12 protein-coding genes and 1 pseudogene are annotated in these 14,178 nt (G+C 50.1%); 9 read left to right on the top strand and 4 right to left on the bottom strand.

All coding sequences use genetic code 11. The features are described 5' to 3' along the window. Positions 1–31: 31 nt before the first annotated feature. Both acs and ACYC56_RS07040 read left to right on the top strand, forming a co-directional pair. Entirely contained in the window at positions 32–2,005 is a 1,974-nt protein-coding gene (gene acs, locus ACYC56_RS07035; RefSeq protein WP_461373473.1) for an acetate--CoA ligase, read from the top strand. 560 nt (positions 2,006–2,565) lie between these two features. Continuing rightward, positions 2,566–3,879 carry an L-lactate MFS transporter gene (locus tag ACYC56_RS07040; protein ID WP_461373474.1) on the top strand — a complete coding sequence of 438 codons (1,314 nt, stop codon included), beginning with the start codon at positions 2,566–2,568 and terminating at the stop codon, positions 3,877–3,879. 130 nt (positions 3,880–4,009) lie between these two features. On the opposite strand, the gene ACYC56_RS07045 is transcribed toward ACYC56_RS07040, so the two are convergent. Further along, entirely contained in the window at positions 4,010–4,216 is a 207-nt protein-coding gene (locus ACYC56_RS07045; RefSeq protein ID WP_461373475.1) for a hypothetical protein, read from the bottom strand. Positions 4,217–4,372: 156 nt separating this feature from the next. On the opposite strand from ACYC56_RS07045, the gene ACYC56_RS07050 reads away from it, so the two are divergent. After that, complete coding sequence (locus ACYC56_RS07050) at positions 4,373–4,762, top strand: STAS domain-containing protein (RefSeq protein WP_461373476.1); 390 nt, start codon at positions 4,373–4,375, stop codon at positions 4,760–4,762. A 138-nt stretch (positions 4,763–4,900) separates the two neighbouring features. Here the strand turns inward: ACYC56_RS07050 and ACYC56_RS07055 are convergent, their stop codons facing one another. Next, on the bottom strand, positions 4,901–6,160 hold the full coding sequence (locus ACYC56_RS07055) for an S-layer homology domain-containing protein (protein WP_461373477.1): 1,260 nt from the start codon (positions 6,158–6,160) through the stop codon (positions 4,901–4,903). 468 nt (positions 6,161–6,628) lie between these two features. Between ACYC56_RS07055 and ACYC56_RS07060 the strand changes: the two genes are divergently transcribed. The 4 genes and pseudogenes from ACYC56_RS07060 to ACYC56_RS07075 all read left to right on the top strand — a co-directional run bounded on the left by ACYC56_RS07060 (position 6,629) and on the right by ACYC56_RS07075 (position 8,850). Continuing rightward, on the top strand, positions 6,629–7,147 hold the full coding sequence (locus ACYC56_RS07060; protein WP_461373478.1) for a tetratricopeptide repeat protein: 519 nt from the start codon (positions 6,629–6,631) through the stop codon (positions 7,145–7,147). 120 nt (positions 7,148–7,267) lie between these two features. Then, positions 7,268–7,729: a thioredoxin family protein gene (locus ACYC56_RS07065; protein ID WP_461373479.1), complete on the top strand. Its 462-nt coding sequence runs from the start codon at positions 7,268–7,270 to the stop codon at positions 7,727–7,729. Between the two features lie 12 nt (positions 7,730–7,741). Further along, a pseudogene (locus tag ACYC56_RS07070) lies at positions 7,742–7,945 on the top strand (thioredoxin family protein); the annotation flags it as partial. A 209-nt stretch (positions 7,946–8,154) separates the two neighbouring features. Further along, complete coding sequence (locus ACYC56_RS07075; protein WP_461373480.1) at positions 8,155–8,850, top strand: nucleotidyltransferase; 696 nt, start codon at positions 8,155–8,157, stop codon at positions 8,848–8,850. Here ACYC56_RS07075 and ACYC56_RS07080 read toward each other — a convergent pair. Next, complete coding sequence (locus tag ACYC56_RS07080) at positions 8,738–10,465, bottom strand: exonuclease domain-containing protein (RefSeq protein ID WP_461373481.1); 1,728 nt, start codon at positions 10,463–10,465, stop codon at positions 8,738–8,740. The genes ACYC56_RS07075 and ACYC56_RS07080 overlap by 113 nt on opposite strands. 310 nt (positions 10,466–10,775) lie before the next feature. Between ACYC56_RS07080 and ACYC56_RS07085 the strand changes: the two genes are divergently transcribed. Both ACYC56_RS07085 and ACYC56_RS07090 read left to right on the top strand, forming a co-directional pair. After that, on the top strand, positions 10,776–12,119 hold the full coding sequence (locus ACYC56_RS07085) for a CCA tRNA nucleotidyltransferase (protein ID WP_461373484.1): 1,344 nt from the start codon (positions 10,776–10,778) through the stop codon (positions 12,117–12,119). 26 nt (positions 12,120–12,145) lie between these two features. Then, the gene (locus tag ACYC56_RS07090) at positions 12,146–12,880 is read left to right on the top strand and encodes a metallophosphoesterase family protein (RefSeq protein ID WP_461373482.1); all 735 of its coding nucleotides are present in this window, start codon (positions 12,146–12,148) and stop codon (positions 12,878–12,880) included. Positions 12,881–12,888: 8 nt separating this feature from the next. On the opposite strand, the gene ACYC56_RS07095 is transcribed toward ACYC56_RS07090, so the two are convergent. Further along, positions 12,889–14,055: a hypothetical protein gene (locus ACYC56_RS07095; RefSeq protein ID WP_461373483.1), complete on the bottom strand. Its 1,167-nt coding sequence runs from the start codon at positions 14,053–14,055 to the stop codon at positions 12,889–12,891. Between the last annotated feature and the right edge of the window lie 123 nt (positions 14,056–14,178).

The raw sequence follows: 14,178 nt of genomic DNA on the forward strand, positions 1-14,178 counted from the left end.
AGTAGGGAGATAATTTAGGGGAGGTTTAAGAATGACAGAACAGACGGGCGTAAGCGTCCTTGAGGAGGAAAATTTGGTGTTCCCTCCAAAACCGGAATTTAGCGCAAATGCTCATATAAAGAGTATGGAAGAGTATGAGGCTCTTTACAAGAGATCGATAGAGGATCCAGAGGGGTTCTGGGCCGAGATGGCGGAGAAAGAACTCACATGGTTTAAGAAATGGGATAAGGTTCTCGATTACGATTTCCACAAACCGTACATCAAATGGTTTGAGGGCGGTAAGCTCAACGCCTCTTATAATTGCCTCGATAGACATGTGGAGACCTGGAGAAAGAACAAAGCGGCTATCATCTGGGAAGCCGATGATGGTACATCTAAAACGTACACTTATCAGCAGCTCCATCGTGAGGTCAGCAGGTTCGCAAATGTTCTTAAGAAAAAAGGCGTGAAGAAAGGCGACAGAGTATCTCTGTACCTTCCGATGATCCCGGAGCTTGCGATTTCGATGCTCGCATGTGCAAGGATCGGCGCGATTCATAGCATAGTATTTGGTGGCTTTAGCTCCCAGGCCTTACGTGACAGGATTCAGGATTGCGAGGCTAAAGTACTCGTCGTAGCCGACAACGGTATGCGCGGCGGAAGAGTAGTACCGCTCAAGAAGAACTCTGATGTGGCGATCGAGGAGTGTCCATCGGTTGATAGCGTAATCGTCGTCAATAGGGCTGGCGAGTGCGAGATGAAGGAAGGAAGAGATTCCTGGTGGCATGAGGAAATGGCCGCAGAAGATATCTCGAGCCACTGCGAGCCGGAGCACATGGATGCCGAGGACCCGCTCTTCATTCTCTACACATCGGGCTCAACCGGCAAGCCAAAAGGCGTTCTTCATACGACAGGCGGCTACACGCTTTACACAGCGCTAACATTCAGGTTGACGTTTGACTACAAAGAAGAAGAGACCCACTTCTGCACAGCGGATATCGGTTGGGTCACGGGACACAGCTATATCGTATACGGACCTCTGGCATGCGGCGCCACAAGCTTGATGTTCGAGGGCGTACCGAGCTATCCGGATGCAGGAAGGTTCTGGGATATAATCGACAAGCATCAGGTCAACATTTTCTATACAGCTCCAACAGCCATTAGGGCGCTCATGAAAGAGGGCGACAGCTGGGTTGAAAAATACGAGCTTTCATCACTCAAGGTTCTTGGAACCGTTGGTGAACCGATTAACCCGGCAGCGTTCATGTGGTATTACAACAAAGTAGGTAAGAGAAACCTACCAATCGTTGATACCTACTGGCAGACAGAGACCGGCGGATTCTTGATAACCCCGATGCCCGGCGCAATGACATTGAAACCGGGTTCGGCGACAAGACCGTTCTTCGGTGTCGAGCCTAAGGTCATCAAAGAGGACGGCTCACCGGCCCCAGTTGATGAGGGCGGTTACCTCGTAATCGAGAAGCCGTGGCCGGGAATGCTTCGCGGCACATACGGCGATCCTGAGAATGCCAGAATCAAAGAGGTATATTTCAGCCGCTTCCCAGGTAAGTACTTCACGGGAGACGGCGCAAGGGTCGACCGGGACGGGGACTTCTGGCTGACAGGACGTATCGACGATGTTATTAACGTATCGGGCCACAGGCTCGGCACAGCCGAGGTGGAGTCGGCTCTCGTAAGCCATCCATCAGTAGCCGAGGCCGCGGTCGTCGGATTCCCGCATGATGTTAAGGGTGAGGGCATCTACGTATATGTAACACTCAAAGATGGCTTTAACCCATCGCCTGAACTTAAGAAAGAGCTGGTAGGCCACGTAAGGACTATCATTGGCCCAATCGCAAGCCCTGATAAGATGCAATTCGCACCAGGACTTCCGAAAACGAGAAGCGGTAAGATTATGAGAAGGATTCTAAGAAAGATCGCCCACAACGAGATTAGCGAGCTTGGCGATATCTCAACCCTCGCAGATCCTTCAGTTGTAGAGTCACTCATTAAAGAGCGCCTCTAACGACTTTTTACCAACAGCATTTCATATATGTAAGGGCCGGTTTGAAAGAAACCGGCCCTTATTATAAAACCTCGGAATTAAATGAGCGTAAAGCTTATTTTTGTTTCAATTGCTCGGCGTTGCGGGAACCGAAGAGTTTAAGGCCATCTCCAGGAGAATTAAGTAACGCGTACGGTATCAAATATCGCCCCAAGCTGTGCAAATCCCATTCGATTCAAAGAAACACACGTCAACACACCTACCGAAGGAGCTTCACTAGTACCCGCCGCACTTTCTCTTAAAAACGTAGAAGCTCTCAAATGTGTCCCGTGTACCTCACCATAAAGCCACACAAAGGCCGTCAAGCGGCTTTAAGCTTCACAACTTGCATTATGAGTTTAAACCTCAGCGGTCTTTTTCGATAGAAGCGCGGCAAAAGGCGGTTACTTCATTATCAAAACAATCACTAAAAAAAGGGGGGAGTCGTCAAGAACACGTTTCTTTAGCGCAATGATCTTTACAAAGATGGGTTAATAAAATATGTCAATTAAGCTCGGATCAAAAATGAAAGAGGTGTAAAAATGAGTCAACCAAGTTCTTCCAAGGGCTGGACCGTAATGCTGTCTGGAACTGCTATCAACTTGGCGCTCGGCGTTTTGTACTCGTGGAGCGTTATAGCGAAAGCTATTAAGGCTCCAGTCGCTGAGCATGGTTGGGGTTGGACCGCGACGCAGACTCAGCTTCCGTATGCGGTTGCCTGCGGTGTCTTCGCGATTATTATGGTTTTCGCGGGTAGGGCTCAAGATAAAATCGGTCCCCGTGTTGTGGCGTCTCTTGGTGGCGCGTTAGTAGGTATCGGGATGATTCTTTCTAGCTTCGCAACCGCGGGTAACGGCATGTTGCTCACTATCGGGTTTGGTATTTTAGTCGGCGCAGGTATCGGCCTTGGATATGCTTCGGCTACACCACCTGCGATAAAATGGTTTCCACCTGCTAAAAGAGGTATGGTGTCCGGTATAGTTGTTGCTGGATTTGGACTCGCCTCAGTGTATATCGCACCGATGACGACAAGTCTGCTGAAAGCCTACGGAATCAACCAGGCGTTCCTTCTCTTAGGCGTCGGCTTCTTCTTCGTAACCGTTTTATTCTCGCAGCTATTGAAGAACCCGCCGGCCGGCTATATTCCTGCCGGAATGACGACGACCGCTGCAGCAGCGGCAGCAGCATCAGGAAAAAAGCATGATTATGATTGGCACGAAATGGTTAAGACCCCACAGTTCTATCTGTTGTGGATCATGTTTGCCTTCGGCGCAGCCGCCGGCTTGTTGACCATCGGAAGTCTTGCCGGAATCGTTTCAACTTCGGTTGCAGGAACCGCTAAGGACGCAGCGACACTGGCCAGGGCGGCTCAGTGGTCGTTTATCATGGTCGCAATTCTGGCCATTGCAAACGCGGGCGGTCGTGTTATCGCCGGATTTATGTCGGACATCATCGGGCGTATTAGGACGATGATGATCGTCTTCTTGCTCCAGGCAGTAATGATGTTCCTGTTCCCGACGTTTTCAGGTGTTCCGCTTCTTATTCTGGGAGCCGTTCTAATCGGATTTAGCTACGGCGCCTTGCTGTCGGTATTCCCGTCGACCACGGGTGATTACTTCGGCACCAAGAACCTCGGTATCAACTACGGTCTGGTATTTACCGCTTGGGGATTCGGAGGCGTATTCGGCCCGATTATGGCAGGTATGATCAAGGATGCCACAGGCTCCTTCCAGCTGGCCTTCCAGATTGCCGCCGGTCTCTGTATCTTAGCCGCTCTACTGACCTTTGTCACAAAAGCCCCAAAAACGGTTATGGTAGAATCACCGGTCAAAGCGGTGCTCGAGCCTGAAATGTAAAAATCAAGCAAGAGGTATACTTACAAATTTGTACATAGTGCTTTACAGTAAATAAGGGTGGATTTGAAATCCACCCTTATTTTTAGTGCGCCCAGACCATCCAACAGGGAACAATCAAACAAGACACACGTTATGCCGCCTCTGACTCAACGACTTTTAATACTCTCCCCGGCTTGATATCAATACGCTCGATCTGGTCCGAAGGCCATACCCTGATAACATTCTCTTCAGCAATCCAAACGCTTACAAATCCGTCCATCGGTCTATTATAGTCGACATCGTTCTCATCGACTGTAACCGAGCTTCCGTCTTTTAACCTGAACGTTAGTTTCGTCATCTTCATCACCTCCGGCTTGTATATACCCCAGAAAAACTTTTTGGGTTGTTTGGAGGGCAAGGTTTCGCTTACATTTTATGTTTTGCATCCGGAGTTTCGGGAACTATAAATGGGAAGGGAATTTTTGTGCAAAGTTTTATCAGAGGTGATTCACAGTTGCAAGAAAAAAGATTGAATGATTTAAGTGTTCGGAGGGTCATGGTTAACAACGTTAACATGATCATTGCGGATGGGGAGTGCGATATCTGTTCGGTTCAGCTTCTGAAGGATGAGATCGCTGAGGCTATTAACGAAGGAAACAAGAAACTCATTGTTGATGTGAAGAAAGTACAGTACTTAGACAATAGCGGTTTAGCGGTAATTTTGTGGGCACGGCATAAGATTGAAGAAAACGACGGGAGGCTTGTGGTCGTAGGATTAAACGGAAAATTCAGGCGCAAGCTCAACTCGTTTGGCAACCTTCTCAGCATCGTTTCTTCTGTACGGGAAGCGCTCGGAATTCTCGGTAAGAGCGGTTTAAGCTACAAACAGACCTCAAATTTCTAACAAGCTTTTAGAAGCAAAGAAATATGCGAATTAAAAGGCTAGTGGCTCAGGGGAGCAGAATCACCCTGAGCCACTAGCTATAGAGGTCTAAAATCTTTTGCTGCAATCCTTAGTAGTAATCTTGTTTTTAATCTTGCTTTATTTGTGCAGCATCAAAGAAATAATCTTGCATGCTTCGGCTCTCGTAGCACGGTTTTGCGGTCTGAACGTGCCGTCCGTATAACCGGAGAGAATACCGGTTTCTCTTAGTGTCGAGATATACGTATCCGCCCAATGCCCGCTGCAATCCGTGAAGCGGCTTGGCGTATTCTTTAAGTCCATGTTTTTAGCGTTGCAGATCATCTTGCAAATTTCTGCCCGCGTCACATAGTTGTTCGGCTTAAAAACGCCGCCGGCATATCCATCGGTTATGCCGAGTTGTTTCGCCTTCTCGATGTAGGCCGATGCCCAATGCGAGACCGTATCGTTGAACGATGGATACACGTTCGTGTCCGGTTTCTGGCCAAGTGCCGTGAGAATCATCTTGCAGAACTCCGCTCGGGTTATGTTGTTCTGGGGCCTGAAGCTGCCATCACTGTAGCCGTTTGCTACACCGCTATCAACAAGAGACATAACATCTGTATAGAACCAGTCGTTTGACCAGATATCGTTGAAATTGATCGAAGCCGTGTTATGTGTGGGTTCTACCGTATCGCCCTCGACGACTGTTGTTGATTCGTTGGAGCCGTTATCTTCTGAGTCGCCGCCAGAGCCACCCGAACCACCGCCGGAACCACCTGAGCCGTTATCTCCGGAGCCGGCGTAGAGGGTGTATGATGCAAATCCATCGTCGGGCACGGAATCATATATTATTTGGAGGCGTTCATCGTACACTTCCATGCACCAGTTGAATGCCTTTGTAGCTCCTAGCGAGCTTACCGGAACATAGGCGAATAGCATCGTCCCATCGGAGGTTTGGGTAACCTCATCCGATGCGGCAAACGGCGGCATATGACCATCATGCACAATTGCGGCCAGCTTACCCACGTTGTTCTGCACGACGTATTGAATCTCGACCATACGGTCTACCCCAGTCCCAGGAAGAGCCGGTATGCTGGTATTCAGGTTCTGATCCGCATCGAGAAAGAAGTAAATATGCTGGTTCTCGAGGATGCTTTTATCGAATGGCTGATAGGTTCTTATCATAAAAGCGATATTCTGCCCATCATCGGCTAAACCTACCCTGGCAACGTCGATCGCATACCCGCCCTCTTGAGCGTCGATCCATTCCGTACTGTTTTGCGGCGTCAAATCTTGCTTTGAGTACGTTGCGCTTATGGCCGGCGACCCCAACAATGAGCCCGATAGTAACAGTGTAAGTAGTGTGGTTGCACATAGTAAAATTAACTTCATTGCCATTTAGTCTCCTTTCGAAATCGACTCTCTAAGTTGAGTGCTCGCCCTTCGCTTGGTTAAGTGATAACCAGTTGAAGTATGCTCAGAACCAGGCTTATTACCAGCATGTATGCTAAGAACGCCTCGCTTGCAGGGCGGTTTGTTCTACCCCGAGCTACTAGCTTTTACCCGGAGGGAGCGTTTTTAAACTGTCCGACATAGAAAGCTGCACTATCGGATAGGATGCCGGAAGCAACCGCAGAGGGTATAGGTTAACACGGGAGCTGGAAGTTACTGTTAAAATATCGACAAAATAAGAAACCACATGGTTGGATATTGACTAAAACTGCGTTATACTAAGAGCGAACTCCATAACACATAACAGTGGTGTTGAGCGGTTCCTTTTGGGAAAGTTCGCACATAGTTTGCGAAGCGGATTTTTGCTAAAATGTAAGCAACCATCTAAGATGGATTAGAAGAGGTGAATTGTTTGTGAAAAAAAAGGTCATAATTGCAGTGATCGTCTTAGTGGCTATCGGCGGATTGTTGTATGGGAGATCGAGGGCTATCGATTATTATAGCCAGCAGACATCTATCGCTGAGGCTAAAGGCGATTTCCCGGGGGCAATAAAAAGTTTCAACAAAGTCGTTTTCCTCAGCCCAAGGACTGCAGCAGCGTTTGTTTATCGGGCCAGGCTTTATTTTAATAACGGCAATACCAATGCCGCCCTTGATGACCTCAATACAGCAATAAGCGTCGATAAACAAAATCCGGAAGCCCACTTTGGAATAGCATTAATTAGGCTACAGGAAGGCGATTTGAAGCAGGCTGTAAAAGAGCTCGATCTTGTGATCAAGCAACGTCCGAAATGGGTCGAAGCGTATCTTAGCCGCGAGGTTGCTCACAGAAAGCTCGGCGATAAAGACAAAGCGATCAAGGATCTCAAGGCAGTTTTAAAGCTTGAGCCGAAAAATCCGGCAGCGCTTAATACGTTACGAGCATTAGAATAAGAATTTAGTAAGAATGCGTTATAAAGCCCACCGGCTATGGTGGGCTTTTTGTTTTAGTTTTTATAAGATGCGTTTTGGAGAAATAATAGCTGAAGCTGTAGGTTGAAGGAGGAGTTGAGCATGATTTTCAATGAGGATCAAAGGCGCGAGATAGACGAGTTGTTAAGCGGTAATATGAGTCAACCGGTGAAGGTAGTGTTCTTTACGCAGGATGAACCCAGCCTTGAATTGCCGGTTCGGGTTGAGGTAACACCGTGTGAATATTGCAAGGAAACCGAAGAGATGCTCAAAGAGCTTGCGGGCCTATCCAGTAAGCTTGAGCTTGAAGTCTATGATTATATAAAAGATAAGGATAAGGTCGAGCAGTACGACATAGAAGGCGTACCGGCGCTTGCTCTGGTTGGAGAAAAGGATTACGGGATCAGATATTACGGTATCCCATCGGGATACGAGTTCTCGGCCCTTTTAGATGGCCTGATAACCATTTCAAAAGGGGAAACCAAGCTTGCCGAGGATACTAAGCAGGCGCTTGCGGAGATCAAGGAACCGGTTCATTTGCGGGTATTCGTCACACCCACCTGACCTTATTGCCCAAGAGCGGTCAGTTTGGCCTTTCAGATGGCTATGGAAAACGACAACGTAAAGGCGGATGCGTTTGAGGCATCGGAGTTTCCGGATATGGCAATGCGCTTCTCGGTGATGGCGGTACCTAAGACGGTGATTAACGGCAAGGCTTCAGTGGAGGGCGCAGTCCCGGAGGCCGCAATGATCGAGCAGTTAAAGCAAGCCATAGGGTAAGCAGACCCGAATCCAAGGCTCTAAATGACGCCGTCTTACCACAGTGCATTTTAAGAACCGGTGCATGCTAGACGCCTTTTGGTGGGTATAAATATATATAATTTGCATTTCGATATAGGCCGGAAACCCCGGCCTATATTAATTCGGGTGTGATGCGACCGCGAGCTTTTCTACTAGGATTAGAATCACGACCCGGGAAAGGAGTCAAAATGGCAGCGGCAAAACCAGTTTATGATGTCACACCTTTAATCCCCGAAAAAATGAGGGGCGCGATACCGGTTTACGTTGACGCGCTTAACGCGCTTCACCAGCTTAAAGTACCGTTTGTAGTTGTCGGCGGTATTGCGATGCTCGAGTACGGGCGCACGCGTGTGACGAAAGACCTTGATCTATTAGTATATAAACAGGATGCGATCAGGTTGCTCGATCAGCTACAGGCGTTGGGGTTTAGGACCCAGCGCACTGACGATAACTGGGTATATCATGCATTTAAGGACGGGCAGATCATAGATCTACTGTTTGCTTTAGGAAAGGGATTTCTGGGGGACCCGAATGGGGTTGTACTGAGCGATGAGATGCTTGCCCGAGCCCGGCAGGCGAGCCTTGATGGGACTGTCTTTCTAATGGCGTCCGTCGAAGACATCATCCATTCAAAACTGCTAGTCTCATGGAAAGAGACAAGGCAGGAGGATTTTCAGGATATCCTTCTGTTGATCAGGAATCATAAGAGCATGGATTGGGATTACCTATTGAATAAGATATCGAGATACCCGGTGAGGACGTTAGCTTTGCTCAGCTATGCAGTTTCGTGCGAGATAACCGAGGATCAGATCCCCATTGAAATTGCAACTGAGGTCGAGACGCTAAGCCAACGTTTGTTCCAGTGGATGGGGCGGGCTGCTTAGCCGTAAGGAGCGGCAAGACCGCTTGGAGGGTATCGTCCGGCGAATCGCCTATTCTTATACGCGTTACGGGGCGCTTGTGAAAATAGGCGGTCAGGAGCGACAGGTTTTCGACCTGCTCGACGGTGATCTTATTCGGATGATGCGCCGTCGAGAAGTAGGTTTTGATGATCTTCCGCTCGAGCCTGGCGATACCTTTCTTATCATTTGCGATAGTGATGCAGGATGTAAGCTCGCCTTCTTTGACCAGGTATATCTTCCAAGTATCTTTGAAATCCTCGATAAGCAGGAAGTTTAAGGTAGCTGTCGCATTTCGTATCCCCTCCAGGATTTTTGCTGTTCTTTCGAGGCTGCCGAGCGAGCGGTTAAGTAAGGCGGCTTTCTCAAAGAAGAGCTTTTGGGAGGCGGCATCACGGCGTCTGATGAGTTCCCTGTGCAGTCCCTCTGGGCGACCGTCAAAGACGTTCATCACGTCGACCAACCGGTCGTGGTACTCGGCCTGCGAGATCGCGCCGGCGCAGGGGCCGGAGCACCTCTTTACCTGGTAATAAAAACAGGGGGCTCTATCTGTACCGGCCTTGATTTTGTAACCGCATTGCCGCAGCCCGTACAGGTCTTTTACTACTTCGAGGAGTAGCTCCAGGTCGGCAGGGTTTGAGAACGGGCCGTAGCAGAACCCGCCTTCTTGAACTTTGCGAACGATTTTCGGAGTTGGAAAGTCTTCCTCGTAGTCGATGTGGACGAACGGGTACCGGCGATACCTCTTGCCGCGCACGTTGTAAGGGGGCTTAAACTTCTTGATGAGTTTGCTTTCAAGCAGCAGCGCCCCGATTTCGGTGCCGGTTTTGATATGATCTACCGCGCTAATGTCCGAGAGGAACGAGAGTTGGCGCTCGCTTTTTGGGCTTGAGTAGAAGTAGCTGCGTACACGCTTATTAAGGTCTTTGGCTTTACCGACATAGATGACCCCTCCCCGCTTATCCTTCATGATATACACGCCGCTTGATCTTGGCAGCGCCATAGCCAGGGACTTTTTGTGCCCGAAGTTATGCCGCTGCTTTGGGTAGAAGAATTCGCTCGCCGCCTCTACCGTATCGAGGCCCGCGTTTTTCATACTATCAAGGAGATGGGTGAGCACCTCGGCTGTGGCTTGTGCATCAGATAGGGCCCGGTGACAGGGTGTGCTCGTAACGTTGAAGTGGGACGCAAGGTTGGCTAAACGGTAAAATCCTAAGAGCGGCAGCATCTTCTGGGCGATTAGCCTGGTGTCGAAGACCCGGTGGGTAAACCGCTTAAGCCCCATATCTCGGGCTGCCCGGTTAAGGAACGAGATATCGAACGGCGCATGGTGGGCGACAAGCACGCAGCCTTTAGCGAACATGGCAAACTCCGGCAGGATATCCTCAATCCTTTCGCCCCGGCTTACCATGTCGTTGGTTATGCCGGTAAGCTTGACGATGTTGGACGGGATAGAACGGTTCGGGTTGATTACGTGCTCGAACGTTGCTACCGGTGTGCCGCCTTGCAGCTTGACTGCCCCTATCTCGATAATCCGCTCGGTTCGATAGTCTAAACCGGTTGTCTCGAGGTCGACGACGACATATGTTGCTGTATCCAAAGGTGTGTGTTCGGCGGCCATGCATTGATGATAGCACTATCGTAGGTTTGAACAAGCCGCAACCGGTCGCTCCCCATTCGGTTTTTATAGGTATCTCTCGTTTCTTGGGTAGAAATTATCAGGTGGTGTGATATGTCGGCCGGGAATGAAGCCCCTTGGTTAGGCAGGAGCACAAGGGGTTTTTAATATCCGCCTTCATCTGGTACATTAGTTATGTTGTTCGATTAGCAGTATCTGTAAAACGCGAGGAGGATGCACGATAGAGGAGCCTCTTAATTTCGATAATTTATTACCATCGTTTAAGCACCCGATCGTCCAGGAGCTTAGCATGCTCTTTGAGAGGGCCGGCAAGAAGTTCTACTTGGTGGGTGGGACGGTACGGGATGCATTGCTTGGTAAGTTTCACGAAGACCTTGATTTTACGACCGACGCCACTCCCGATGAGATCATCGCGATCGTCAAGCCATGGGCGGATAATCTTTGGTTGATAGGGATTCGATTTGGGACGGTCGGCTTAAGCAAGGGTCACCTAAAAATAGAGATAACCACCCTGAGGAGCGAGGTGTACGTAGATCAAACCCGCCACCCTCAGGTGAGCTTTGAGACCGATATCTACTACGACCTCTCACGACGCGACTTTACGGTAAATGCGTTAGCGCTCGAGCTACCTGAGGGGCGGTTGATCGATCCGTTCAACGGCCAGCAAGACCTCATTCACCGGGTGCTTCGTACCCCGATGAGCCCCGAACAGAGCTTTACCGATGACCCTTTGCGAATGATGAGGGCGGTCCGCTTCGTCTCGACGATGGGGATGCATCTTTCACCCGAGGTCGAAGAGGCGATAACCGTCTACAAAGGTGAGCTTGCCAGGGTATCGCGCGAGCGGATACGCGATGAGTTCTCGAAGATGCTGACCGGGCGCGATCCGGTAAAGGCGCTAAGGATGCTCTTAAGTACAAGCTTGAGCGGCGAGTTTATCCCTGAATTATCGAATCTGAAGATAACCCAGGACCCGGAGCACCACCACAAGGACGTCCTCGAGCACACGTTTACGGTCGTCGAGCGGGTAGAGCCCGACCTGGCGCTTCGGCTTGCGGCGCTTTTTCACGACATAGGCAAGCCCGAGACGAAGGAGATCATCGAGGGCAAGGTAACGTTTTACAACCATGACGCCGTCGGCGCCTCCATCACGAAGCGCCGGTTGCGGGCATTGAAGTATCCCCGGGTAATCATCGAGGAAGTCACCGGGCTTATTTACCTTCACATGAGGGTGTATACCTATAGGATGGGCTGGACGGATAGGGCCGTGCGCAGGTATATCAAGGATGCGGGCGAGATGCGGGAGAAACTCAACGAACTTATCCGCGCCGACTGCACTACCAAAAACCCGCGCAAAATGCGGGACGCCCTTCAGGTCTTCGATGAGCTTGAAGAGCGTATCGAGCACCTCGAAGAGGCCGAGGAAACCGCCAAGATCAGGCCGCCCATCGATGGGCATGAGATTATGGAATATCTCGGCATAAAACCCGGACCGGTGGTCGGTGAACTATTAAATCTGCTCCTCGAGGCAAAGCTCGAGGGAGAAATAAATACCAAAGAAGAAGCATATGCTATGGTGGATAAGTGGGCTGACGAGCGGGGGATCAAACCCTGATAGCCCTACCGGAATAAGAGGAAACGATGCGGGTCGGTATTATCGCGGATGTGCACAGTAACGCCGAGGCACTTGAGAGCGTTCTCGACAGTCTGCAGGACGTTGAGGATATCTGGTGTCTCGGAGATCTCATAGGCTACGGGCCCGAGCCGGAGCGCTGCATCGATATGATTATGTCTCGAAAACATATCTGCATAATCGGCAACCACGACCTGTGCGTGCTTGAAGATATCGATACAAGCGATTTCAGCAGCGAAGCCATTTCGACGTGCATTTGGAGCAGGGAACGTTTGGACGAAAACCATCTCGCCTACTTGCGGGAATTGCCGACAAGGGCCGAGCCGGCGCCGGGCATACTGCTGGTCCACGGTAGCCCCCGAAAAGATGTTTTCGAGTACGTGCTTTCCTCATGGCAAGCGGATGAGATCCTCTCTGAAGCCAACGAATCGATTGTTTTTGTCGGGCACTCGCACGTGCCCCTGGTGTTTATGAAAGCCGGCATGGCGTACGCCGAGTTTATTTCTCCGGCCGACGGCCAGGTCCTTGAGCTTAATAGAGACGGTGTAAAATACCTGATCAACCCGGGTAGTGTGGGGCAGCCGCGAGACGGCAACCCAAAGGCAAGCTACATGGTATTCGATACCGAGAAGTATGTGCTTGAATACCACCGGGTTGCATATCCCATCGAAATAACCCAGGAGCGCATGGAACTCGCCGGCCTTCCGGCTTCGCTTTCCGATCGCCTGGAGCGCGGGATGTAGTTTTATTGTTAGTAAAGCCCGATTCTGTGCAGGTAGACATCCCAGGTGCTGGCCGGTTCTGACATCACCGTTATTTTGTAGGGTAACCGCTTATTTAAATATCTTTCCAATTCGCCGGTCGTAAACGATACTTTGTCGCTGATATGAGGGAAGTGGCTGGTGCCGTAAGTAATCCCGACATAGACACGCTCGGTTTTTTCGCTGGCCCTGGTTTTTTCTTTTATTATATCTTTTATTACTTTGAGGATATGTTCTTTTGTTGGTGAAATACCTGAATCAAAGGATACGAACAGACTGCCTTTTTTTATATGGTTCCGGGCGGTGTTGCCGCTACGCTGCGTCGGCTTGGCTATCTGCTTGCGGTCCGGTGGCCCCTTGTCGATCGTCGGCGTCTTAGTTAGCTTAGTTATTGCCTGGCCGGCAAGCATTCCCATAGCGATCGGGTTTTTGACCGGGATACCATTTCGCGGGAACTGCGCGATTATTATATCCATTCCCTCGTTATTCAGGGTTGCGCGCAGCTTTTCTATTGGTGCGGAGTCCCTGGTAAACCAGTGGCTTGCGCACAGTCCATCGTCGTAACGGAGAACCGGTGTGAGGATGATGTCCGGCATGAGCGGGAGGGAGCCGATATGATGCCCACCGTCGAGTATAACGCATCGAAGCACTCCGGCATCGCGCAGGCGTTTGACCTCAGTGAACCCCCATGGATTAGCGCGTGCGATATCCGAAGCCGTAGCCTCAACGATAGCATCGACCTTGCCTTGTACGCCAAGGTCGTCTACGGCGGTTATTATCCTGCGCCGCTCGGCTTCACGTTGCCCCTCTAAGTCGACCGGATCGATGGTCACGATAACGAAGCGGCTAGAGAGACCCGTGGGTTCTTTGAAATTCTTCCTGCTGATATCGAGCGCGCTGAGTATCGTGACCTTGCCTGATTTAAGGGCATCCACTTTTGCCGGTGATAGCGTCGAGATTCTGCCCAGGTTTTGTCCTTCGGGGATGGTTATGACGTCTACATGCGACAGGAAAAACTTGGAGAAGTTTTGCAGGAACGTCCTTAATATGGGGGTATTGGCCAGGGAGGGGTTCGCAAGCCCCGCGATCAGGATAAGAGTCGGGACCAGTATGATTGCTATAACGCTGATTAAGATAACCTTCGCCCGTTTACTCATCCCGCGACAGAACCGCTCCTATTTTTCGACCCCTCTTTATCTTGACCAAATATACCACAGCCCAATCTTGGCGTTTGATATTTCTTGAGAATTTGGGATAATAACCTATAGAGACTCTAACCA

The organism is Candidatus Aquicultor sp., from assembly GCF_054640775.1.